Annotated in this window: 16 protein-coding genes and 2 tRNA genes; 12 read left to right on the forward strand and 6 right to left on the reverse strand. The window is 67.3% G+C overall.

What is annotated here, in order from left to right; genetic code table 11:
• Nucleotides 1–39: 39 nt before the first annotated feature.
• A complete protein-coding gene (locus tag E5206_RS08120) occupies nt 40–2,130 on the forward strand; it encodes an ATP-dependent DNA helicase UvrD2 (protein WP_136324031.1) in 2,091 nt (696 codons plus the stop codon).
• On the forward strand, nt 2,130–2,825 hold the full coding sequence (locus tag E5206_RS08125; protein ID WP_136322043.1) for a YgjP-like metallopeptidase domain-containing protein: 696 nt from the start codon (nt 2,130–2,132) through the stop codon (nt 2,823–2,825). The genes E5206_RS08120 and E5206_RS08125 overlap by 1 nt, the downstream gene beginning before the upstream one ends.
• Before the next feature lie 17 nt (nt 2,826–2,842).
• Here E5206_RS08125 and E5206_RS08130 read toward each other — a convergent pair whose 3' ends face one another.
• Nucleotides 2,843–4,276: a zinc-dependent metalloprotease gene (locus tag E5206_RS08130; RefSeq protein ID WP_136322044.1), complete on the reverse strand. Its 1,434-nt coding sequence runs from the start codon at nt 4,274–4,276 to the stop codon at nt 2,843–2,845.
• Nucleotides 4,277–4,643: 367 nt separating this feature from the next.
• Between E5206_RS08130 and E5206_RS08135 the strand changes: the two genes are divergently transcribed.
• From E5206_RS08135 to E5206_RS08150, 4 genes are all read left to right on the forward strand, one after another.
• Complete coding sequence (locus E5206_RS08135) at nt 4,644–5,672, forward strand: S16 family serine protease (RefSeq protein WP_136324032.1); 1,029 nt, start codon at nt 4,644–4,646, stop codon at nt 5,670–5,672.
• Between the two features lie 206 nt (nt 5,673–5,878).
• On the forward strand, nt 5,879–8,857 hold the full coding sequence (locus tag E5206_RS08140) for a UPF0182 family protein (protein ID WP_136322045.1): 2,979 nt from the start codon (nt 5,879–5,881) through the stop codon (nt 8,855–8,857).
• 61 nt (nt 8,858–8,918) lie between these two features.
• Nucleotides 8,919–8,992, forward strand: a tRNA-Met gene (locus E5206_RS08145).
• 132 nt (nt 8,993–9,124) lie between these two features.
• Nucleotides 9,125–9,201, forward strand: a tRNA-Met gene (locus tag E5206_RS08150).
• A gap of 54 nt (nt 9,202–9,255) precedes the next feature.
• Here the strand turns inward: E5206_RS08150 and E5206_RS08155 are convergent.
• From E5206_RS08155 to E5206_RS08165, 3 genes are all read right to left on the reverse strand, one after another.
• Entirely contained in the window at nt 9,256–10,719 is a 1,464-nt protein-coding gene (locus tag E5206_RS08155) for a deoxyribodipyrimidine photo-lyase (protein ID WP_136322046.1), read from the reverse strand.
• Between the two features lie 118 nt (nt 10,720–10,837).
• The gene (locus tag E5206_RS08160) at nt 10,838–11,623 is read right to left on the reverse strand and encodes a PspA/IM30 family protein (protein ID WP_136322047.1); all 786 of its coding nucleotides are present in this window, start codon (nt 11,621–11,623) and stop codon (nt 10,838–10,840) included.
• A gap of 138 nt (nt 11,624–11,761) precedes the next feature.
• Nucleotides 11,762–13,798 carry a TPM domain-containing protein gene (locus tag E5206_RS08165; protein WP_136322048.1) on the reverse strand — a complete coding sequence of 679 codons (2,037 nt, stop codon included), beginning with the start codon at nt 13,796–13,798 and terminating at the stop codon, nt 11,762–11,764.
• 295 nt (nt 13,799–14,093) lie between these two features.
• Here E5206_RS08165 and E5206_RS08170 point away from each other — a divergent pair, with 295 nt between their 5' ends.
• The 6 genes from E5206_RS08170 (at nt 14,094) to E5206_RS08195 (ending at nt 20,567) form a co-directional block, all read left to right on the forward strand.
• Nucleotides 14,094–15,728 (forward strand): trypsin-like peptidase domain-containing protein, encoded by a 1,635-nt coding sequence (locus E5206_RS08170; RefSeq protein WP_136322049.1) that lies wholly within the window; start codon nt 14,094–14,096, stop codon nt 15,726–15,728.
• 232 nt (nt 15,729–15,960) lie between these two features.
• Complete coding sequence (locus E5206_RS08175; protein ID WP_136324033.1) at nt 15,961–16,761, forward strand: electron transfer flavoprotein subunit beta/FixA family protein; 801 nt, start codon at nt 15,961–15,963, stop codon at nt 16,759–16,761.
• A gap of 15 nt (nt 16,762–16,776) precedes the next feature.
• Nucleotides 16,777–17,730: an electron transfer flavoprotein subunit alpha/FixB family protein gene (locus E5206_RS08180; protein WP_136322050.1), complete on the forward strand. Its 954-nt coding sequence runs from the start codon at nt 16,777–16,779 to the stop codon at nt 17,728–17,730.
• Nucleotides 17,731–17,734: 4 nt separating this feature from the next.
• On the forward strand, nt 17,735–18,514 hold the full coding sequence (locus E5206_RS08185) for a PIG-L deacetylase family protein (RefSeq protein WP_136322051.1): 780 nt from the start codon (nt 17,735–17,737) through the stop codon (nt 18,512–18,514).
• A gap of 77 nt (nt 18,515–18,591) precedes the next feature.
• Nucleotides 18,592–19,125 carry a gluconokinase gene (locus tag E5206_RS08190; RefSeq protein ID WP_136322052.1) on the forward strand — a complete coding sequence of 178 codons (534 nt, stop codon included), beginning with the start codon at nt 18,592–18,594 and terminating at the stop codon, nt 19,123–19,125.
• Nucleotides 19,126–19,154: 29 nt separating this feature from the next.
• Complete coding sequence (locus tag E5206_RS08195) at nt 19,155–20,567, forward strand: gluconate:H+ symporter (protein WP_240690050.1); 1,413 nt, start codon at nt 19,155–19,157, stop codon at nt 20,565–20,567.
• 86 nt (nt 20,568–20,653) lie between these two features.
• On the opposite strand, the gene E5206_RS08200 is transcribed toward E5206_RS08195, so the two are convergent.
• Together E5206_RS08200 and E5206_RS08205 are read right to left on the reverse strand one after the other, a co-directional pair.
• Nucleotides 20,654–21,532 (reverse strand): anti-sigma factor, encoded by an 879-nt coding sequence (locus E5206_RS08200; RefSeq protein WP_136324035.1) that lies wholly within the window; start codon nt 21,530–21,532, stop codon nt 20,654–20,656.
• 10 nt (nt 21,533–21,542) lie between these two features.
• The gene (locus tag E5206_RS08205) at nt 21,543–22,148 is read right to left on the reverse strand and encodes a sigma-70 family RNA polymerase sigma factor (protein WP_136322053.1); all 606 of its coding nucleotides are present in this window, start codon (nt 22,146–22,148) and stop codon (nt 21,543–21,545) included.
• Nucleotides 22,149–22,210: the final 62 nt, after the last annotated feature.

Here is a 22,210-nt window from a genome sequence, read left to right on the forward strand (position 1 = left end):
GGCGGCGCGGCCGCGGACACCCGCTCCCTTGAGGAGCGGATCCTCGGCAGCCTCGACGCCGAACAGCGGGAGGTTGCCAGCACCCTGCACGGGCCGATGTGCGTGCTGGCGGGTGCCGGGACCGGCAAGACCCGGGCCATCACTCACCGGATCGCCTACGGTGTGCACTCGGGGGTGTACAGCCCGCAGCGGCTCCTGGCCGTCACGTTCACCGCACGGGCAGCCGCGGAAATGCGCAGCAGGCTCCGGGACCTGGGCGTCGGGCATGTCCAGGCCCGCACCTTCCACGCCGCGGCCCTGCGGCAGTTGCAGTTCTTCTGGCCGCAGGCCGTCGGCGGGGTCCTGCCGAATTTGCTGGACCACAAGGCGCAAATGATTGCCGAGGCGGCGCGCCGGCTCAGGCTCAGCACCGACCGGGCCTCCATCCGCGACCTCGCCTCCGAAATCGAATGGGCCAAGGTGTCCATGCTGACGCCGGCGAACTACCTGGAAAATGCCCAGGGCCGCGGCAATCCGGGTGGCTTCGACCTGACCGCCGTGGCGCGGGTGTTCCAGTCCTACGAGGACGTCAAGACAGACCGCAACGTCATCGACTTCGAGGATGTGCTGCTGATCACCGTGGGCATCCTGCAGGAGGACCCGAAGGTGGCCGCCACCGTCCGCGAGCAGTACCGGCACTTCGTCGTGGATGAGTACCAGGACGTTTCGCCGCTCCAGCAACGGCTGCTCGAACTGTGGCTCGGCGGCCGCGATGACCTCTGCGTGGTCGGCGACGCGAGCCAGACCATCTACTCGTTCACGGGCGCGTCACCGAAGCACTTGCTCGGCTTCAAGGCGCTGTATCCCCAGGCCAACGTGGTGAAGCTGATCCGCGACTACCGTTCCACCCCGCAGGTGGTGAAGCTGGCCAACGAACTGCTCGCCGGACGGCGCAGCGGCGGTCCCGTCGCGGATGCCGCCTGGGCCACCCCGCTGCAGCTCGTGGCGCAGCGGCCGGCCGGGCCGGTGCCGCAGTTCACCGAATGCTCCGACGACGAGGCGGAGGCCGCCACGGTGGCCGCTAAGGTCCGTGGGCTCATCGACGCCGGCACCCCGGCGAGCCAGATCGCCGTGCTGTTCCGCACCAACGGCCAGTCCGAAGCCTACGAACAGGCCCTGGCCGCGGCGGGCATCGGCTACCAGTTGCGCGGCGGCGAGCGTTTCTTTGCCCGTAAGGAAGTCCGTGACGCGATCCTGCAGCTCAGGGCCGCCACCCGTGCGGTTGCGGAGAGCTCCGCGCCCGAGCCGCTTGGCCAGCTGGTCCGGGACATCGTCTCGTCGCTGGGGTACACGGATGCCGCACCGCACAGCGGCGGTGCCCTGCGCGAACGCTGGGAGTCCCTCGCGGCGCTCGTGGCCCTGGCCGACGAGCTGGTGATCAGCCGGGGAGCGCAATTCACCCTCGCCGACTTCGTCACCGAGCTCCAGGAGCGGTCCCTGGCCCAGCACGCGCCGACCGTGCAGGGCGTGACCCTCGCCTCGCTGCACGCCGCGAAGGGGCTGGAATGGGATGCCGTGTTCCTGGTCGGGCTCAGCGAAGGCCTGATGCCGATTTCCTTCGCCGACTCGCCCGAATCCGTGGACGAGGAACGCCGGCTGCTGTACGTCGGGATCACCCGCGCCAGGGAACACCTGTTCCTGTCCTGGTCCACCGCCCGTACACCGGGCGGCCGGGCCAACCGCAAGCCCTCGCGCTTCCTGGACGGGCTGCGGCCGGACTCGGTCGCCAGTTCCTCGCTCCGCGGCAAGGGCGCGGCGCCGCGCCGCAAGGCGGCCGTTCCGGCGTCGTGCCGTGTCTGCGGGACCATGCTCACCTCCGGCGCCGAACGCAAGGTGGGACGCTGCGGCCAGTGCCCGCCGAGCTACGAGGAACAAACGTTTGACGCGCTCAGGCAATGGCGCAAAGAGGTGGCGCTCGCGGCGGACGTCCCCGCCTTCGTCGTCTTCACCGACGCCACCCTGACCGCAATTGCCGAGGCCATGCCGACCTCGCTCGAGCAGCTGGCCAAGCTCGCCGGGGTGGGCCCCTCGAAGCTGGAGAAATACGGCGAAGCGGTGCTGGCCGTGCTCGTGGAAAGCACCTCCCTCTGATGCCGGCCGCAGCGAAGGCCCGGGCCGCAAAGGCCGTTCCGGCAGTTTCAGGGGCTACGCCGGCACCCGTCCCGCGCAGAACCGCCGACGGGGCCCCGGTCGAGGTCCGCCGCTCGGCCCGCCGCCGCCGGACGGTCGCCGCGTTTTGGGAGAACGGCACGGCGGTGGTCGCCATTCCGGCCTCCTTCAGCCGGGCCCAGGAACGCGATTGGGTTCACCGGATGCTGGAGAAGCTGCGGCTGCAGGGGGAGCGGGGGACCCGCGGCTCCGGCCCCCGCCGTCCCCGCAACGATGCCGCCCTGGCGGACCGCGCCGCGGAGCTTTCCGAAAAATACCTTGGCGGCCGCGCCGTGCCGTCCTCGGTCCGCTGGGTGGGCAACCAGAATTCCCGCTGGGGTTCGGCGACGCCGTCGGACGGAACCATCCGGCTCTCCGACAAGCTCCAGCCCATGCCGCAGTGGGTCATTGACTACGTAATGCTCCACGAACTGGCTCATCTGCTGGTGGCCGGCCACAACGCCGCGTTCTGGCGGCTGCTGGAGGCCTATCCGGAAACGCAGCGTGCCAAGGCCTTCCTGGAGGGTGTCTCCTTCGCCACCTCCCGCGGGCTCGCACCGGCTGACGCGGACGGACCCGGACATAACAAAGCCCCGGACGGAACCGAAGTCCCGGCCGGGGCCGGCCAGCTCTTCTGAGCCTCGGGCCTCGCGTACTAGGCCGTGGGCGTATCGCCTTCGCCCGGGCGAGGTTCCCCGGTGCCGCCTTTTCCGTCGTTGCCCTCGTCTTCCGGTGTGGCCGGCTCATCGAAGCCGCCGTTCAGCAGTTTCGCAAGGGCGTCGTCCACCTCGGTGTCGCTGGCCTCGGCCAGCTTCCGGCGTTCGCTGAACCCCTTCGGATCGTCCAGGTCCTCGGCGGTGGGGAGCAGATCCGGATGCTGCCAGATGGCGTCACGGCCTTCGATGCCGCGTTCTTCCTTGAGCGAAGCCCAGAGCGTGGCGGCCTCCCGGAGGCGGCGGGGACGCAGTTCGAGTCCCACGAGGGAGGAAAATGCGTGTTCGGCCGGGCCTCCGGTGGCCCGGCGGCGGCGGACCGTCTCACGCAAGGCAGCGGCGGAAGGCAGCAGGTTTTCCGTGGCGGCGGCGGTGAGTTCGTCGACCCAGCCCTCCACCAGGGCGAGGGCGGTTTCCAGCTTTTCGAGGGCCTGGTCTTGCGCGGGGGTGCGCTGCGGCATAAAGACGCCCTGGGACAAGGCCGCCTGGATGCCTTCGGGGTTGCTCGGATCAAGGTCCCGGGCGAGTTCCTCGATCTTCGAGGTGTCGATGTGGATCCCGCGGGCGTAGGCTTCGATGGCTCCGAGCAGGTGCCCGCGCAGCCACGGAACCTGGACAAAAAGCCGGGCGTGGGCCGCCTCGCGGACCGCGAGGAACAGCCGTATGTCGCCTTCAGGGAGGCTGAGGCCTTCGCCGAACTTCGCGACATTGGCGGGCAGCAGCGCCATCTCCAGGTCGGCCAGGGGCACACCGATGTCTGTGGAGCTGACAACCTCGGCCGAGAGGGCGCCGATGGCCTGTCCCAGCTGCATGCCGAAGATGGCACCGCCCATGTTCTGCAGCATCGAGGAGGCGCCGCCCATCATCGCCTTCATTTCCTCGGGCATCTGCTCGGTCATGGCGGTGGAGAGCGCATTGGCGATGCTGTTCGCAACCGGCTCGGTCAGCCGCTTCCACGTGCCGAGGGTTTCCTCGACCCACTCGGCGCGGGACCAGGCCCGGCCGATCAGGCCGGTGGCCGGCAACCCGGTGACCTGGTCGAGCCAGAGTTCGGCGAGGCGGAGGGCCTGATCGACGTCGCGTGACTGCTGGGCGGTGACGGACGGATCGGAGCCGGACGCGGCCACCCGCCGGGCATTTTCATGCGCCAGTTGCCAGTTGACCGGCCCCTCGGAGGAGGAGCTCATCATCGCCTGGACCTGGGAGAACATCTGGGCCAGCAGGTTCGGATCATCGGGAAGCCCCGCGGCCTTGGCGAGCTCAGCGGGATCGATGCCGCCCAGGCCCTGGCCGCCCATGAGGTTCTTCAGCATTTCCGCCAGAGGATCCTTGGGTTCCTCGTCACCATTGGACGGATTGAGTGGGTTGGAGGTCATGATCCCGCCGATCGTCGGTGTGGCTGTTTCTCAACTTTCACGGTACCCCGCGGCACGGGGGCTGTCTGCCGAAAGGGTGCCACGTTCGCTGTAGGCAAAGAGCCGTCGGGGCCTCCGAACGCGTAGTGTTGGAAGCTGGAATGTTTGCAGGCCACCGCCCAGGTTCGGGCGGTGGCCGGAGCGCGCTGTCCAAGGGTCCCAGGGCCCGCCCGCGCAGGCACGGAGAGGTCCTTCATTGACGATTACCCAGGGCGACACCCACGGCGAGCAGCCTTCCGGAGAGCCGTCGGCACGCCGGGCGCGGGGCCGCAGGGCACTGTTCCCGGGAGCCTGGGGGCCGAAGAAGCGGGACAGGAGGTCCTCCGCCATGCTGGTCTCCGGCCTGCTGGCCGTGGCACTCGGGATCACCGCCGTGAGCCTTCCCGTTCCCTACGTGGTCGAATCGCCCGGTCCGACGTTCAACACGCTCGGCGACGACAAGGGCAAGCCGGTCATCACCGTCACCGGGCACGAGACCTACCCCGCGAAGGGCGACCTGGACCTCACCACGGTCTATGTCGATGGCGGACCCAACGGACCGGTCAGCATCTTCGAGGCCTTCTCGGCCTGGCTCGACGGGAACAAGGCCGTCTACCCGGAAGAAATGATCTTTCCGAAGGGGGTGACGAAGGAGCAGTCCCAGCAGGAGAGCGCAGTCGCGATGGAAACCTCGCAGGAGAATGCCGTCGCCGCGGCCCTGAAGGACCTCAAGATCCCGTTCGAGCAGAAAATGGAGATCGCAAGCCTTCCGGAAGATTCGGCCTCCAACGGCAAGCTCCGGGCCGGGGACGTCCTGGTCTCGATCAATGACAAGCCGATCACGGACCTCGGCGTCGTCCAATCCGAACTGGCCGCGGGCAACGGCACGCCGGTCACGGTCGTCGTGGAACGCGGCGGCAGCAGGGTGCCGGCAACCATCACCCCGGCCAGGACATCTGCCGGCCGCTACATCCTGGGCGTGATCCTGCAGTACAAGTTCACGTTCCCCTTCGATGTGAAGATTTCCCTGGACAAGGTCGGCGGCCCCAGTGCGGGGATGATGTTCGCCCTTGGGATCATCGACACCTTGACTCCCGGGGACCTGACCGGAGGCAAGCACATCGCCGGAACCGGGACCATCACCCCCGACGGCGCCGTGGGGCCCATCGGCGGGATCGCCCAGAAGATGCGTGGCGCGAGGGCTGGCGGAGCCACCTTGTTCCTGGCTCCGGCCGCCAATTGCGCTGACGTGGTGGGCCACATCCCCGACGGCCTCCAGGTGGTCAGGGTCGAGAGCCTGGCCGAGGCGCGCAAGGCCGTCGAACTGGCCGCGTCAGGTGCCGACACATCCGGGCTTCCTGTCTGCACCAGCAACTAGACTGACCGCGGAACTAAGCTCCTCCGCCACTCGTGGCACTTGTGACGGCCGTTGCCCTGCCGGGATCCTCCGGGCGGGGCGGCGCCGGCAGTCGCTACAATGCATCGAAACGGCATCACCTGCACTGAATCAACGCCCTGTCTGACCACTAAGACCAGTGTTCGGCTAAAGACCAGTATTCGACGACCAGCTATGAGGTACCGAGTTTGTCCCGTCCCGCCAGCCCTGTCCCGCCCGGAAGACCCCAGCCACGACGAGGGGCCCTGACGCCGACGTTGATTGTCGTCGCCCTGATTGTGGTTGGCTTCATCTTCTTCGCCAACGTCTGGACGGACGTGCTCTGGTACCAGCAGCTCGGCTTCTTCGAAGTGTTCCTGACCGAAAACCTGTCGCGCATCGCCATCTTCGTGGCCGGCTTCGCCATCATGTTCACCGCGGTGTTCTTCGCCATCCGGGTTGCCTACCACGCGCGCCCGGTCTACGCCCCGGATTCGGACATCCGGGACAACCTGAGCCGGTACCAGATCCAGCTCGAACCCGTGCGCCGCGTGGTCATGACCGGCCTGCCCATCCTGTTCGGCCTCTTTGCCGGCAGCGCCGCGGCCAGCCAGTGGCAAAAGGTACTGCTGTTCCTGCACCAGCAGCCCTTCGGCCAGAACGATCCGCTGTTCGGCCTGGACATCAGCTTCTACCTGATGACATTGCCCTTCCTCGGCTTCGTCACTGGCTTCCTGATCAGCGTCGCGATCGTGGCTGGAATCGCGGGCATCCTCACGCACTACCTCTATGGCAGCATCCGGATCATGGAGCGGGGCATCTTCACGAGCCGTGCCGCCCAGATCCACCTGGCCGTCACGGGGGCGGCGTTCCTGCTTCTGCTCGGCGTCAATTTCTGGCTGGACCGCTACTCCTCGGTGCAGAACAGTGGCGGCCGCTGGGCCGGCGCGCTGTACACGGATGTCAATGCCGTGATCCCCACGAAGTCCATCCTGGCCGTGGCCGCGGCCCTCGTGGCCGTGCTCTTCATCGTCGCCGCCGTGATCGGCAAATGGCGGCTGCCCGTCATCGGTACGGCCATGCTCGTGATCACCTCGATCCTGGCCGGCGGGGTCTATCCCTGGGTTATCCAGCAGTTCCAGGTCCGTCCGTCGGAGCAGACCTTGGAGAAGACCTACATCGAGCGGAACATCAGCATGACCCGTGCGGCGTATGGCCTGGATAAGATCCAAGAGAAGGTCTACAACGCCACCACTACCGCCACGACCGGCGCACTGGCCCCTGATGCGCAGACGACGGCCAACATCCGACTGCTGGACCCCAACTTGATCTCCGATGCTTTCTCCCAGATCCAGCAGTACCGGCCCTACTACCAGTTCCCGAGCGCGCTCAACGTGGACCGTTACATGGTGGACGGGAAGATCCAGGACACCGTCATCGCGGTCCGTGAACTCAACCCTGACGGGCTCAGCACCAACCAGCAGTCGTGGCTGAACCGCCATGTCGTCTATACCCACGGCTACGGTGTCGTCGCCGCCAAGGGCAATAAGTTCACTGTCGACGGCAAGCCGGACTTCCTGCAGTCCGGCATCCCGTCCACCGGCGTCCTGGGCACTGACCAGACCTACCAGCCCCGCATCTATTTCGGCCAGGACTCGCCCGATTACTCCATCGTGGGGGCTCCTGACGGTGCCCCGCACCGCGAGCAGGACCGGCCCGCTACCTCGGAAGGCGGCGGTGACACGCAGTACACCTTCACCGGAAACGGCGGCCCGAACGTGGGCAGTTTCTTCAACAAGGTCCTGTACTCGATCAAGTTCCAGTCCTCGGACCTGCTGCTCTCGGACGGTGTCAACGCCGATTCCCAGATCCTCTATGACCGCAATCCCCGGGACCGCGTGGAAAAGGTCGCGCCGTACCTGACCGTCGACGGCAGCGCCTACCCGGCCGTGGTCGACGGGCGGGTGAAGTGGATCGTGGATGGCTACACCACCAGTCCGTACTTCCCGTACTCGCAGCAGGAGCAGCTCTCGGCAGCCACTGCCGACTCACAGACGACGTCGGGCCGGACGGCAGCGTTGCCGAACAGCTCGGTCAACTACATCCGCAACTCGGTCAAGGCCACCGTGGATGCCTACGACGGCTCCGTAACCCTGTATGCCTGGGATGACCAGGATCCGGTGCTCAAGGCCTGGCAGAGCGTCTTCCCGACGTCGCTGAAGCCCTTCTCGGAAATGTCCGGCGATCTCATGAGCCACGTGCGCTACCCGGAGGACCTGTTCAAGGTCCAGCGCGAGCTCCTGGGCCGCTACCACGTCACCCAGGCGGACAGCTTCTACACCAACATCGACGCCTGGTCCGTGCCGAACGATCCCACCGTCAAGGATGAGGTCAAGCAGCCGCCGTTCTACATGTCCTTGCAGATGCCGGACCAGGCAAAGCCGGCGTTCCAGCTGACGTCCTCCTTCATTCCCCAGGTGGTCAATGGCGCCGCCCGGAACGTCATGTATGGCTTCCTCGCCGCGGATTCGGACGCCGGCAACCAGAAGGGGGTGAAGGCGGACAGCTACGGCCAGCTCAGGCTCCTGCAGATTCCGCCCGAAACCCAGGTGCCAGGTCCGGGTCAGGCCCAGAACAAGTTCAACTCGGATCCCACCGTGTCCCAGGCCCTGAACCTGCTGCGCCAGGGCGCCTCGGCCGTACTCAACGGAAACCTGCTGACGCTGCCGGTCGGCGGCGGCATGTTGTACGTGCAGCCGGTCTACCTGAAGTCCACGGGTGAGACGTCGTACCCTACCCTGCAGCGCGTACTGGTGGCATTCGGCGACAAGATCGGGTTTGCACCCACCCTGGACGAGGCCCTCAACCAGCTGTTCGGTGGAAACTCCGGCGCGGCGGCCGGTGACTCGGCCAACAAGGGGCAGACCCCGGCCACGCCCGGCGCCACACCGGGAACGGGCACCGTGGACGCCAAGGCCGACCTGAAGGCCGCCCTGGACGAAGCGAACGCTGCCATCAAGGCGGGCCAGGATGCCCTCGCCAAGGGCGACTTTGCCGGCTACGGCGACCAGCAGAAAAAGCTCGCCGCAGCGCTGCAGAAGGCGGTCGACGCCGAGGGCAAGCTCGGGACGGTGGTGGCTCCGACGCCGTCGGCCACCGCCACGCCGTCAGCGACCCCCAGCAAGTAAGACACATCACGTCGCCTCGATTTGGCCTGAAGTTCACCGACAGGTAGAGTTGATTTTGCGACGCGGGGTGGAGCAGTTCGGTAGCTCGCTGGGCTCATAACCCAGAGGTCACAGGTTCAAATCCTGTCCCCGCAACTGGAGGGGAGGCCCGGAACACTGGAAACAGTGTTCCGGGCCTTCTGCTTTAACCGTGCGTTGGCCCTCAGCGCACCCCAAACTGCGGGTGGTCAGGGCGGCGCCCAAACTAGGGTAGGATTGATCATGCGACGCGGGGTGGAGCAGTTCGGTAGCTCGCTGGGCTCATAACCCAGAGGTCACAGGTTCAAATCCTGTCCCCGCAACCAGGGAATGAAGGAAAGGCCCGGATCCATTGATCCGGGCCTTTCCTGTTGTCCGGGTCAGTTGCCGGATGGCGGGGGCGTCAGGCGGTCCCGGAGGCGCTGGTAGGTCTCGAGCGCCCGGGCGCGGGACTCCGGAAGCCGGACTATCGGTTCCGGGTAGTCCGGAGCCCGGCCGCCGGCCGTCCACGGCTCATGGATCGCCTTCCCATCCAGTGCGGAGAGCTCGGGGACGTACTGGCGAAGGTACCGGCCGTCGGCGTCGAACTTCCTGCTCTGGGTGACGGGATTGAAGATGCGGAAATACGGGGAGGCATCGGCTCCGGAGCCCGCCACCCACTGCCAGTTGGCCGGGTTGCTGGCTGCGTCGGCATCCACCAGGGTGTCCCAGAACCAGGCCTCGCCGAGCCGCCAGTCGGCCAGCAGGTTCTTCACCAGGAAGGACGCGGCCGCCATCCGGACACGGTTGTGCATCCAGCCGGTCTGCCAGAGCTGGCGCATGCCGGCGTCGACCAGCGGATAGCCCGTGCGGCCCTGCTGCCAGGCATCCAGCTCTGCCTCCGACGGCGCCTGCCAGCCGAACCGGTCGAATTCGGGCCGGTAGTTCCGGGTGGCCAGCTCCGGGTTCTCATACAGCAGCTGCCAGCAGAATTCCCGCCAGCCGAGTTCGGCACGGAAGATCCCGACGTCGGCGGGAGCCTGCCGGGGAAACCGCGCCCGGAGCTCATGCCAGACCCGGAACGGGCTGATTTCGCCGAAACGCAGGTGCGGCGAGAGGCGGCTGGTCCCCTCGACGCCCGGGATGTCCCGGCCGGTGCCGTACTCCGCTGCCGGGCCGGCCAGGAAGTCCTCGAGCCGGCTGTGGGCACCGGCTTCGCCCGGCATCCAGGTCCTGGTGAGTCCGGCGCTCCAGTCCGGCCGGCGGGGGAGCAGGTCCCAGCTTGTGAGGGGCTCGCTGTCCGGGAGATCCCCGGCGGCGTCGCGTGCGGCCCCGGGCAGCCGTTGCGGCGCCTCCAGGGGAAGGTGGGGCTCGGTTCCGTTCAGGCATGCCCTCCAGAAGGGCGTGAAGACCTTGTACGGGCTGCCGGCCCCGGTCCGCACCGTCCAGGGCTCGAACAGCAGGTTGGCCTGGAAGCTCGCTGCCCTGAGGCCGTGCTCCGCCGCCCAGTCCTTGACGCCAGCATCGATGCCGCGTTCGGGTTCCCCATAGCGGCGGTTCCAGAGCAGGGCCGTGGCGGCCGTTTCGGTGGCGATGTCCTGGATGATCCCGGCGGCCGGACCGCGGCGCAGCAGCAGCCGCGAGCCGGCGGCTTCCAGCCCGGCGGCGAGTTGCGTCAGGGAATGGTGGAGCCACCACCTCGCGGCGTTGCCGAGGGGCCGGACACCTGGCGAAGCTTCATCGAGCACATAGACAACGGTCAGCGGGTTTCCCAGCTGCGCTGCCTCAGCCAGCGCCGGATTGTCATCCAGCCGGAGGTCATCGCGGAGCCAGACGAGGGTCGAAGAGGTGGATCCCGAAGACATGGATCCACGGTACACGCAAGGCCGCAGGCACGGCATGGCGTCACACAGAAGTGGCCGGGTCCCTCGGGACCCGGCCACTTCGGACGGCGGGAGCCCGCTGGGGCTTGGGGCTTGGAGCTTAGAGCTTGTCGAAGTCGGCTTCGTCGACGACGGAGCCGGACGCCTTGTTCTCGCCTGCGCCGATGGCGGCCGGGGCACCCCCTGATTTCAGCGCCGCCAGCCGTGCCTCGATTTCGGTCTGCTCACCGAGGTCTTCCAGAGAGTTGAACTGGGCATCCAGGCTGGAGGCGGCGAGTTCCTGCTGGCCGCGGACCTTGGCTTCTTCGCGGCGGATCTTCTCTTCGAAACGGCCCACTTCGGAGGTTGGATCCATGAAGTCAATGCTCTTGAGGGCATCGTGCACCTGGCTCTGCGCGGCGGCCGTCTTGGAGCGGGCCACAAGCTCATTGCGCTTGCTGGTGAGCTCGTTGAGCTTGCCCTTCATCTGGTCCAGGCCGTGCTTGAGCTTGTCGACGACGTCGCTTTGGGATGCGATGTTGGGCTCCGCGGACTTGGCCTCGTTCTCCGAAGACATCTGGCGCTGGAGTGCGACCTTGGCCAGGTTGTCGAATTTCTCGGCGTCGGCGAGGTCGCCCTTGGACCGGTATTCGTCGGCCTTACGGGATGCCGCGAGGGCCTTGTTGCCCCAGTCCTGGGCGTTTTTGATGTCCTCGTTGTAGTCGTCCTGCAGCATGCGCAGGTTGCCGATGGTCTGGGCCACGGCGGACTCGGCCTCCGCGATGTTGTTCGTGTAGTCGCGGACCATCTGGTCCAGCATCTTCTGCGGGTCCTCTGCCTGGTCCAGCAAGGAGTTGATGTTGGCTTTCGCCAGCTGCGCCATGCGGCCGAAAATGGACTGCTTCATGGTGTTACCTTTCGTCCTGCTCAGTGGTTCCCACTGACTTCAGTGAACAGATGATGTACCGCTTCTATCCGCCGGTCGGAGGGTGCCCTCCGGCGCCTAGTCTGTAGTCGTTCCCTGTCGGGCCAGAATCCTGACCGGTCAGAAACTGCCGGAGTCCCCGCCGCCGAAATCGCCGCCGCCCCCGCCGCCCCCCCAGCCGCCTCCGCCGGAGTCGCCGCCGCCGCCCCAGCCGCCGCCGCCCCAGCCGCCTCCGCCGCCGCCATGCAGGATGGAGTTGATCAGGATGCCGCCAAGGATGGCTCCGCCCAGGCCGCCGCCTCCGCCGCCGCCGAACATCCCGCCGCGGCCGTAGCCCTGGTTGGCGAAACCGCCGAAGTGATCGACGTCGGACTGGGCCAGTTGGGCTGCCTGGGCCGCCAGCGAGTGGGCCTGCTGGGCGTACTGCAGCGCCGTGACGGGATCGGTGCGTGAGATGGACAGGGCGTAGTCCAAATTCCGCTGGGCCTCCGCGAGGCGCGTGCGTGCCTCGGTGCCGACGCCGCCGCGGCGCGCGGTGATGTAGTCCGACGTCGCGCTGATCTGCGCCTGGGCGGACATGATGCTCTGCTGCAGCGAGGCCTGCGCGCGACGTTCCTGTTCCTGCTGGTCACGGATCCCGGTGAGGGACGCATCCAGTGACTGGTGGGCCGTTTCCACCCGCTGCAGCGTCGCGATGGGATCGATCCGGCCGCCCTGGATCTCGGCCTTGACCTGGGCAAGGGCGGCTTCCACCGCGGCCACCGGTCCGGCCAGTTCCGGGTGGTCCCCGGACTGGATCATCGCCCGCGCCTGGGCCAGGTCCTGGGCGGTGTCGACGACGGCGGACTCCAGTCCGCTGCGCGCCGCGTCGAGGCTGCCGGCCACCTTGGTGATGGCGCCGATCAGGACGTTGGTCTGGTGCAGGCTTTCTTCCGCCGCGCGGACGGCGACGGCGGCGAGGCTGCTTTCCCCGGCCGCGAGCTTCTCCTGGGCCGTGGCGGAGGCGTTCCGGACGAAGGTCAGCCGTTCCTTGGCCTGGCTGATGTTGTCGCCGACCTGCACCAGGGCGCTGTCGGCGTACTTGGCGCGGAGCTCCGTCAGGGACTGTTCGGCGCTGGCGATCGTGGCGTCGGCCTCGGCTGCCCCCGCGCCGACTGCGGCAAGGGCCTGCGGAGCGTTTTTCTCCAGTTCGCGGAGCGAGTCGAAATCAGCTTTCTGTTCCTGGAGGGAGGCAAGGGCGGCCTGGGAACGCTGGATGATTTCGCCGAGCCAGGAGCGCTGCTGCTCTTCGGTGTCCGGGATGTGGTCGTCCAGCTGCTGCTGCAGCTTGAACGACTCCGACATATGGGCCTTCGCGTCCTGCAGCGCCTTGGTGAAGTTGCCGACGGCGGAGTCCCCGTACTGGGCCTGGGCGAAGCCGAGTTCCTGCTCGCTGGACTTGATGGCATCGTCCGCCTCGATCAGCAGCGAATCGCTCTTGCGGCGCAGCTCCGCGACGCTGAGCCCGGCCAGCGGGTCCGGTTCCGCGCCCTGGGGGCCGTAGCCTGGGCCGGCTGCCTGACCGGTCTTCTTCCGGCGGTTGCGGAGGTACAGGTACGTACCCACGCCACCGGCCGCAACGACGCCGACGCCCACCAGGACGCCGCTTCCGCCTCCGGAGGAGACCGTGCCGCTGCCACCGCCGGCGGCGTCGCCGATCGCGGAGGCAGCATCAATGGCAGCCTGCGCGTAGTCCTTCTTGCCGCCAGCGAGGTTCACCGTGATGGCATTCTGGGTAATGTTCGACTTCTTGGAGTAAATCGGACTGGCTGTGCTCGGCGCAAAATAGTACTGGCCGGCGGTGGAAATCGCCAGGAGCACGTCGGCGTTGCCCATCTTCTTCTTGGTTGCCACGGCCTGCCCCCAGCCGGCAGGATCGGACGGATCCTCGAAGGAATTCACGGTCACCACGTACAGGTTGTACTTGTGGTCCTTCAGGAGCTTTTGGACAGCGTCCTGGACTTCGGCCTTGCGGCCGCCGAGCACGTTCGCGTTGTCCACGACATTCTGTCCGGACGGGATGGTCACCGGGTCCTCGGCAAAGGCCGGAGCGGCAGGAAGCGCCAGCAATCCAGCGACGCCAACTAAGGCGAGGAAACGCTTCAACTTCGACCGCATGTGCAACCCTTCAGCACTTCTGCGACCGGTTCGGCCGAACCGGTCGTCACAGAATGCAGCAGCGCCCCCACGCAGATGTAAAGCCGCAGGTCGCTGTGGCAATTCCATTTGATTCTATGGTGCACCCCCTTGACCGTCCACCGGCGGGAATATGCCACCAGCGAAACGTGCTGGAACGTTTAAACACGTGTTTGCGGCACCCGCCGCGACGTTCAGGAACCTCCCAGCAAATGTCCGCTCTAGTATCAGTGAAAGCGTCCATAGTTAAAGGCAGACGAGTTTGAAAGGAAGTCCCATGACTGAGAACCCAGAGCAGGGTGCGTCACCAGAGAACCGGGAGCCGGCCAAGCCGTATGGGGGATCATCGGAGCAGCCGCCGGCCGCCCCCTCGCCGGAGCCGCCCAACGAGAATCCCACGCTGCGGCTGACCCGCGCCGAAGACGGCTCCCCGCGGCCCGTCTTCCCGCCGCACCAGCCTCCCTATAGCCAGCCCGCAGCCCCGGCAACCCAGCAGTTCGGTGCCCCCGGCCACCAGGCCGGTCCCTACGGGCAGTCCGGCAACCCGGGCGCGTTCGGCCAGAACCAGTACGGCGCGTCCCAGCACGACCCGGCACAACACAACCCGCCCCAGGGCGGTCCTTATACCGGTCACCAGCCGGCGTCGGGTCCTTCCTACCCCTCCGGCCCTAACTATTCGAACAATCCGGCGCATTCCCCCAAGCGCAAGGCTGCCTTCGGCGTCCCCACCCTCGTGGCCAGCATCCTCGCGGCCGGCCTGATCGGCGGCGGAGTCGTCGCAGGCAGCAGCGCCCTGCTGGCGGACCGGTCCACCACCGCGTCCTCGAGCAGCAACACCAGCCAGTCCGGGCCGGTGATCGTGAACAACAAGGACGATGTCAACGCCATCACCGCCGCCGCCTTGAAGGCCTCGCCGAGCGTCGTGACCATCAAGGCAACCAGCGGCAGCGACGGCGGTACCGGTTCCGGGATCATCCTGGACGGCGACGGCCACGTCCTGACCAACACCCACGTCGTCACCCTCGACGGTAAGGCATCCAACGCCGCCATCGAGGTCCGCACGAGTGACGGGAAGGTCTACACCGCGAAGATCATCGGTACCGATCCGCTCTCGGACCTTGCCGTCGTCAAGATGGACAACGCCTCGGGCCTGGTCCCGGCAACGCTGGGCGACTCGGGCAAGCTGAACGTCGGGGACACCGCCGTCGCCATCGGCTCCCCGCTGGGGCTGACCGGAACCGTCACAGACGGCATCGTGTCCACGCTCAACCGCACCATCAGCGTCGCCTCCTCGGCCGCGCCCAAGGACGGAGCCGACAATTCCCAGGGCGGCGGCCAGGGCTTCCAGTTCGCCCCGCCAGGCGGTAGCCAGAGCCAGAGCACGGCCAACCAAGGGTCCATTTCCATCAACGTGATCCAGACGGACGCCGCCATCAACCCGGGCAACTCCGGTGGTGCGTTGGTCAACACCAAGGGCGAGATCATCGGCGTCAACGTCGCGATAGCTTCTGCCGGTGGCGACTCCAGCACCAGCAGCAGCGGCAACATCGGCGTCGGCTTCAGCATCCCGATCAACAACGCCAAGCGCGTTGCCCAGGAGATCATCAGCAACGGCAAGGCCACGCACGGGCAGTTCGGTGTCAGCGTCAAGGCCAAGACGGGCTCCACGGCCTCCGGGTTCTCGGTCGGTGCGGAAGTCGCCACAGTCGAGTCCGGCTCCGCCGCCGACAAGGCAGGCATCAAGGCCGGCGACGTCGTGACGAAGTTCCAGGACCTCGCGATCAGCGACCCGAACCAGCTCACCGCGGCGGTACGCGAGCAGCCGGCCGGCGCCACGGTCAAGGTGACGGTCTTGCGGGGCGGCCAGCAGAAGGAGTTCGACGTAACCCTCGGCGCCGCAGCCGACCAGTAGCGAACGCGGCAGGATCCACGAGGCCGGAGGGCACCACACGGTGCCGTCCGGCCTCTGCCGTCGGGCGCCACGGTGCGCCACAGTGCGGACACAAGCAATAGCGGGCCCGCGCGGCCGCCCCGCTATATGGTTAGCTTGGAGAAACCCCGGCCCCCGGGCATTCCGTGGCCATGGCCCCGCCCGGCCGGCCGTCCACCGCATGGAAGGCTGCTGTAAAACAGTGGAAGAGACATTGAAAATCATTGTGCTGGTCAAGCACGTCCCTGACGCGCAGTTCGACCGCCACATCACCGGGGAGGCCCACACGGTGGACCGCTCCGAAAGCATCCTGTCGGAACTGGACGAATACGCCCTGGAAGCGGCGCTGCAGCTCACCGAGGCCCGCGGCGGAGAAGCGGCTGGCAACAAGGTCATCGCCCTGAGCATGGGGCCGGCCGCGGCCGTCAACGCGGTGAAGAAATCCCTCCAGATCGGCGCCACTGAAGGCGTGCACCTCAGCGATGACGCCCTGGCCGGGTCCGACGCCGCCGCCACCTCACTGGCCCTGGCCGCAGCCATCCGGTACCTTGGCGCGGACGCCCCCGTCGACCTCATCCTGACCGGAATGGCCTCCACCGACGGTGAGACCTCGCTGGTCCCGGCACAGCTCGCTGAGCGGCTGGGCCTCCCGCAGGTAACTTTCGCCGCGTCCTTGGAGCTCGACGCCGGCAAGCTCACTGCCCGCCGCGACGGCGACACGCACGCGGACACCATTGAGGCCCCGCTGCCTGCCGTCGTTTCTGTCACCGACCAGATCAATGATCCCCGGTACCCGAACTTCAAGGGCATCATGGCGGCGAAGAAGAAAACCATCACCACGCTGAGCCTTGCCGACATCGGCGTCGACGCGGCCCAAGTGGGCAAGTCCGGTTCCTGGACCGCCGTCGGGACCGCCGAGCCCCGCCCGCCGCGCACGGCCGGCACCATCATCACGGACGAAGGCGACGCCGGCATCCAGCTGGTCGAGTTCCTGGCCGCCCAGAAGCTGCTCTAAGGGGAATTTCCGAACATGGCAAAAGCACTCGTTTTCATCGACAACCCCGGCCAAGCGCTCAAGAAGTCCAGCCTGGAGCTGCTCACCATCGCCCGTACCCTCGGGGACGCCGCTGTCGCCTTCAACGGCGGACTCAGCGACGACGTCGCGGCGGCCTTGGCCGCCCATGGTGCACGGACGATCTACCGGCCCTCCGCCTCGGACCTGGACGACTACCTCGTGGGCCCGAAGGCAGCCTTCCTCGCGGCGGCGGCTACCGCGTCCGGCGCCGCCGTCATCCTGACCGAGAACTCCGCCGAGGGCAAGGAAATCGCGGCCCGGCTGGGCATCAGGCTCGGCGCCGGTGTCATCACCGACGTCGTTGCGGTGGACCCGGACGGGACGGCGCACAAATCGGTTCTCGCCGGCTCGTACACCACCACGGCGAAGGCCACGACGCCGGTTTCCGTGCTCACGGTCAAGGCCAACAGCATCGCGCCCGAGCCTTCCGCGACCGGCACGGCCCCCGAAACGGTCACCCTTGAGCTTCCGGCCGATGCCACCGCCGCGGCGGCCCGGATCACCGCCCGCAACGAAAAGCCTGCCAGCGGGCGCCCCGAACTGACCGAGGCGCGGATCGTTGTGGCCGGCGGCCGAGGCGTGGACGGAAACTTCGGTCCACTGGAGGAACTCGCCGATGCCCTCGGCGCTGCCATCGGCGCCTCGCGGGCCGCCACGGACGCCGGCTGGATCGGCCATGACGCGCAGATCGGGCAGACCGGCAAAACCGTCTCGCCGCAGCTCTACATCTCAGCGGGCATTTCCGGCGCCATCCAGCAGAAGGCCGGAATGCAGACCGCCAAGGTGATCGTGGCCGTGAACAAGGACGCGGAGTCGCCGGTCTTCGAGATCGCGGACTTCGGCATCGTCGGGGACCTGTTCAAGGTCCTGCCGCAGGCCACCGAAGAAATCAAGAAGCACCGGGGCTGAATCCTTGAGTACGAACGCCCTTCCGGCGCACGGCCCGTTCGACCCGGAGACCCACCGGGTCGAGCGGGTGCTTTGTTTCACCGCGCACCCGGACGACATCGATTTCGGCGCCGCCGGCACCATCGCCGCCTGGACCGCGGCGGGGGTCAAGGTCAGCTACTGCATCATGACCGACGGCGACGCCGGCGGCTTTGACCCGGATCAGCGCGAGGAAATCGTCCGGCTCCGCACCGCGGAGCAGGAGCGCGCCGCCGCCCTCGTGGGCGTCACGGATATCCACTACCTGCACCAGCGCGACGGCTTCCTCGAGCCCTCGCACGAGGTGATGCGGGAAGTGGTGCGGCTGATCCGCCAGCTCCGGCCCGACGTTGTGCTCTCGATGCACCCGGAACGCGACTGGAACCGGATCCAGAAGAGCCACCCGGACCATTTGGCTGTGGGGGAGGCGGTGACCCGGGCCGTGTATCCGGCGTTGGAAAACCCCTTCGCGTACCCGGAACTGGCCGCGGCCGGCCTGCAGGCCTACAAGCTGCCCTGGCTGTGGCTTTTCGCCGGTCCGGAGACCCGGGAAAACCACTTCGTCGACGTGACCGAGCACGTGGACCGCAAGCTTGCGGCCATCCATATCCACACCAGCCAGCACCCCGATGTGGAGGCGATGGACCGCACCGTGCGGGCCTTGATGCTCGGCACCGCGCGCCGTGCGGGCATGCCGGCCGGAAGCAGTGCCGAGGCCTTCCATATCGTCTCCGTCAACGGTCCGGGGACCATCTCCGGTTTTTAGTGTTGCCGGAAGGTGACCGTTGTCATATGCTTGCCTCTGTTTAAAGCATATTTATTTCAGATGGAAGGCAGACTTTGATGGCGAAGACTGCGCAGCACCCTGTCCTGGTAATCATGGGGGTCTCGGGATCCGGAAAATCAACCGTGGCCGGGCTCCTGGCCGGCCGGCTCGGCTGGGATCTTGAGGAAGGCGACGAGCTGCACCCTGCGTCCAATGTGGCGAAGATGCACGCCGGCCAGCCGCTGACCGACGAGGACAGGTGGCCGTGGCTGGAAAGCATCGCCGGATGGATCCGGGCGCACACTGCGGCCGGCCGGCCCGGCGTCATAACCTGTTCCGCGCTGAAGAAACGCTACCGGGACGTCCTGCGCGGCGAAGGCGTCGTGTTTGTCTTCCTGGAAGGCAGCAGGGACAGGATCTCGGACCGGCTGGCCGCCCGGCACGGGCACTTTATGCCGCCGGCACTGCTTGAATCCCAGTTCGAGGCGCTCGAAGCGCCCACCGGGGACGAAAACTTCATTGCCGTGGGCGTCTCCGCAATGCCGGCGGACGAGGCCCAGGAAATCATCGACCGACTCCGGCTGGAAGCGGCAGACGCCGCAACGCCGTAAATACGCACATCTGGAATTAGGAACACACTTTGAATTTACAGATAGCAACGCAGCTACCTACTGCCGTCGAGGCCTGGACCGGCCACGACACCCAGCTGCTGCTGGTAGCCGCCCTTGGCATCGCGCTCATCGTGGTGCTCATTGCCAAGTTCAAGCTGCACCCTTTCCTGGCCCTCGTCCTCGGCTCGGCCTTCGTGGGCCTCGCCTCCGGCGTTGAGCTGGCCAAGGTCATCAGCAACTTCGAGGACGGAGTGGGTGGCGTCCTGAAGGAAGTCGGGCTGCTGATCGCCCTCGGCGCGATGCTGGGCAAGCTGCTGGCTGACTCCGGCGGAGCCAACCGCGTCGTGGACACGCTGCTCGCCAAGGCCAGCGGCAACAAACTGGTCTGGTCCATGACGTTGGTCGCCGTCATCATCGGACTGCCGATGTTCTTCGAGATCGGCCTCGTGCTGCTGCTGCCCGTGATCGTGCTGGTCACCCAGCGCTCCAGGATGCCGCTCATGCGGATCGCGATCCCGGCGCTGGCAGGCCTGTCGGTGCTGCATGGGCTTGTGCCGCCGCACCCGGGACCCTTGATCGCGATCAGCGCCGTCAAGGCGGAACTCGGCACCACCCTGGCACTGGGCCTCCTCGTGGCCATCCCCACGGTCATCATCTGCGGCCCGCTGTTTTCCCGGCTCGCCGCCCGGTGGGTCCCGGTGGGCGCCCCTGCGGTCGCGGGCGGCATCGACACCGAACACGGCGCGGACACGGAAGGCGTCAAGCGCCAGCCGAGCTTCCTGGTGACATTGCTGACCATCGTCTTCCCTGTCGTGCTCATGCTGCTCAAGGCCGTCGTGGATATCATCTGGCCCGACGCGACGACCGCTCCGGGGATCCGGGGCTTCTTCGATTTCGTCGGGCAGCCGCTCGTCGCCATGACCCTGGCCGTGCTGCTGGCCACCGTCACCTTCGGCTACGCCGTGGGCTTCACCGGCAACAAGATCACCTCCAAGATCGGTGCCAGCCTCGGACCGATTGCCGCAATCCTGCTGATCGTGGGCGCCGGCGGAGGCTTCAAGCAGACCCTGATCGGCGCCGGCGTCGGGGACGCCGTCAAGAAATGGGCCGAGGGCACCAACATGTCCGTCCTCGTGCTCGGCTTCATCGTGGCCGTCGCCCTGCGGCTCGCGACCGGCTCGGCCACCGTGGCCACGGTGACGGCAGCCGGGATCGTGGCGCCGCTGGCCGGTTCGCTCACGCCCACGCATGCGGCCCTGCTCGCCCTGGCCATCGGCGCAGGCTCACTGTTCCTCTCGCATGTCAACGACGCAGGATTCTGGCTGGTCAAGGAACTGTTCGGGCTCACCGTCGGCCAGACCTTCAAGACCTGGTCCGTGATGGAGACGCTGATCTCCGTGGTGGGCTTCGGTTTCGTCATGCTGCTCTCGCTGGTCATTTAGCCGGACCGGCAGCCCAAAACAAGAAGCCGCGCAGGCCTTGATCCTCGAGGGGAGGCGAGGGCTGCGCGGCTTTGTTGTTCCCGGAGCTAGGCTCCGAGCGGCGCGGCGGCCACCGTCGGTGTGGTCGGCGACTTTGACCCGCCGGCCGGTTCCACCGTGATGCCCAGGGACGCGGCCGAGGCAATGCCCTTGACGACGGCCGGCTTGGCCAGTGCTTGGGCATCCATCAGGCCCTGCGAAACCGGCGCGGAGCCGTCCTTGGGGATCAGCCACATCTGGTAGACCTTGCCGGCCGGTGGTGCCGGGACGCCGTTCATCTTGACCACGACGGCGTCCCTTGACGAGGAAATCGTCACGGTGGCCGTACCGCCGCCGCTGACCTCGACGGTGGCCTGCCGCTTGTCGCCCGCCTGGAGCACCTGGCTGAGCGGATCGTTCTGGTTCGCCACGTAGGCGCCGACGCCCACCCCGCCGAGGGCGATCACGGCTGCGGCTGCGACGCCGATGAGCCAGTTGCGCATGCCTTGGGGGCGCCGTCGTTCCTCCCGGCGCTGGCGGGCGGCGCCGAGTTCGTCGGTGACGGGCCGTTCGGCTGGCTCGCGGATGGGTCGTGCCACCACCGGAGGCGGGGACTGGCCGGCAGCGGGGCCGCCGCCAGGCAACTGCCGTGCCGGCTGGGCCGGCAGGGAAGCCACGATCCGGTCAAAGAGCCCGGCCGGTGGTTCCTCCTCGGCCGTGAAACTGGTGGCGAGCGTTTCCCGGGCCTGGCGCACGCGCTCGTTGAAGGCATTCCGCTCGACCGGCGGTGCCGTGGCGAGGTAGTGCTCGATCTCGGCGCGTTCGGCGTCGTCGACGGCGTTCAGCGCGTAGACCTCGGCGAGGTCAACCGCGCGTCCCGAGGTGAGGTCGGTGGCGATATGGGCCGTGAAGCCGCCGGGGACGCGGCCGTTGCCCTGGATGTTCATGTCGGTCAACTCAACTCACCCCCAGACAGGTCTTCAGCCGGATCAGTCCGTCGCGGATGCGGGACTTGATGGTGGGGATGGCCGCGTTGAGCTTTTCTGCGACTTCCCGGTAGGTGAGGCCGCCATAGTAGGCCAGCCGCACCGATTCCTGTTGCGTATCGGTCAGCGTCTCCAGGCAGCGCACGACGGCCTCGGCTTCGAGCCGGCTGCCGACCTCGTCGGAGACGGAGTCGTGGTCGATCTCCTGGCTGCTGGCGCCGTATTTGGCTTCCCTGTCGGTGGACGACTGGGAGGAGCGGACCTTGTCCACGGCACGGCGGTGCGAGATGGTCATGAGCCACGCGAGCGGGCTGCCCGCCTCGGGGTTGAACCTGGACGCATTCTGCCAGACCTGGAGGAACACCTCCTGGGTCGTGTCCTCGCTGAGTTCCAGATCGATCAGGACCCGGCGGGCCATGCCGAAAACGCGCCGTGAGGTGAGCTGATAGAACTCGGCAAAGGCCGGCTGGTCACCCTGGGCAATCCGTTCCAGCAACGTCCCCAGCCGGTGGTTCAGCTCGGTTGCGGTGCCTGGCGGAGCGGCGCCCCCGGGGTTCGGGGCATTGGGAGTTTCCATCACCTCCAAGCATAAGGGGCCTGCCTCCGATCCCGGGTACGGATTCGCGGGTCCCGGGGCGT

The organism is Arthrobacter sp. PAMC25564, from assembly GCF_004798705.1.
Lineage (GTDB): Bacteria > Actinomycetota > Actinomycetes > Actinomycetales > Micrococcaceae > Arthrobacter.

Coding starts and splice junctions, on each gene's coding strand:
- E5206_RS08180 (WP_136322050.1), top strand. CDS start 16,777: ATGGCAAAAGCACTCGTTTTCATCGACAACCCCGGCCAAGCGCTCAAG.
- E5206_RS08170 (WP_136322049.1), top strand. CDS start 14,094: ATGACTGAGAACCCAGAGCAGGGTGCGTCACCAGAGAACCGGGAGCCG.
- E5206_RS08125 (WP_136322043.1), top strand. CDS start 2,130: ATGCCGGCCGCAGCGAAGGCCCGGGCCGCAAAGGCCGTTCCGGCAGTT.
- E5206_RS08130 (WP_136322044.1), bottom strand. CDS start 4,276: ATGACCTCCAACCCACTCAATCCGTCCAATGGTGACGAGGAACCCAAG.
- E5206_RS08160 (WP_136322047.1), bottom strand. CDS start 11,623: ATGAAGCAGTCCATTTTCGGCCGCATGGCGCAGCTGGCGAAAGCCAAC.
- E5206_RS08155 (WP_136322046.1), bottom strand. CDS start 10,719: ATGTCTTCGGGATCCACCTCTTCGACCCTCGTCTGGCTCCGCGATGAC.
- E5206_RS08200 (WP_136324035.1), bottom strand. CDS start 21,532: ATGAACATCCAGGGCAACGGCCGCGTCCCCGGCGGCTTCACGGCCCAT.
- E5206_RS08190 (WP_136322052.1), top strand. CDS start 18,592: ATGGCGAAGACTGCGCAGCACCCTGTCCTGGTAATCATGGGGGTCTCG.
- E5206_RS08165 (WP_136322048.1), bottom strand. CDS start 13,798: ATGCGGTCGAAGTTGAAGCGTTTCCTCGCCTTAGTTGGCGTCGCTGGA.
- E5206_RS08135 (WP_136324032.1), top strand. CDS start 4,644: ATGCTGGTCTCCGGCCTGCTGGCCGTGGCACTCGGGATCACCGCCGTG.
- E5206_RS08205 (WP_136322053.1), bottom strand. CDS start 22,148: ATGGAAACTCCCAATGCCCCGAACCCCGGGGGCGCCGCTCCGCCAGGC.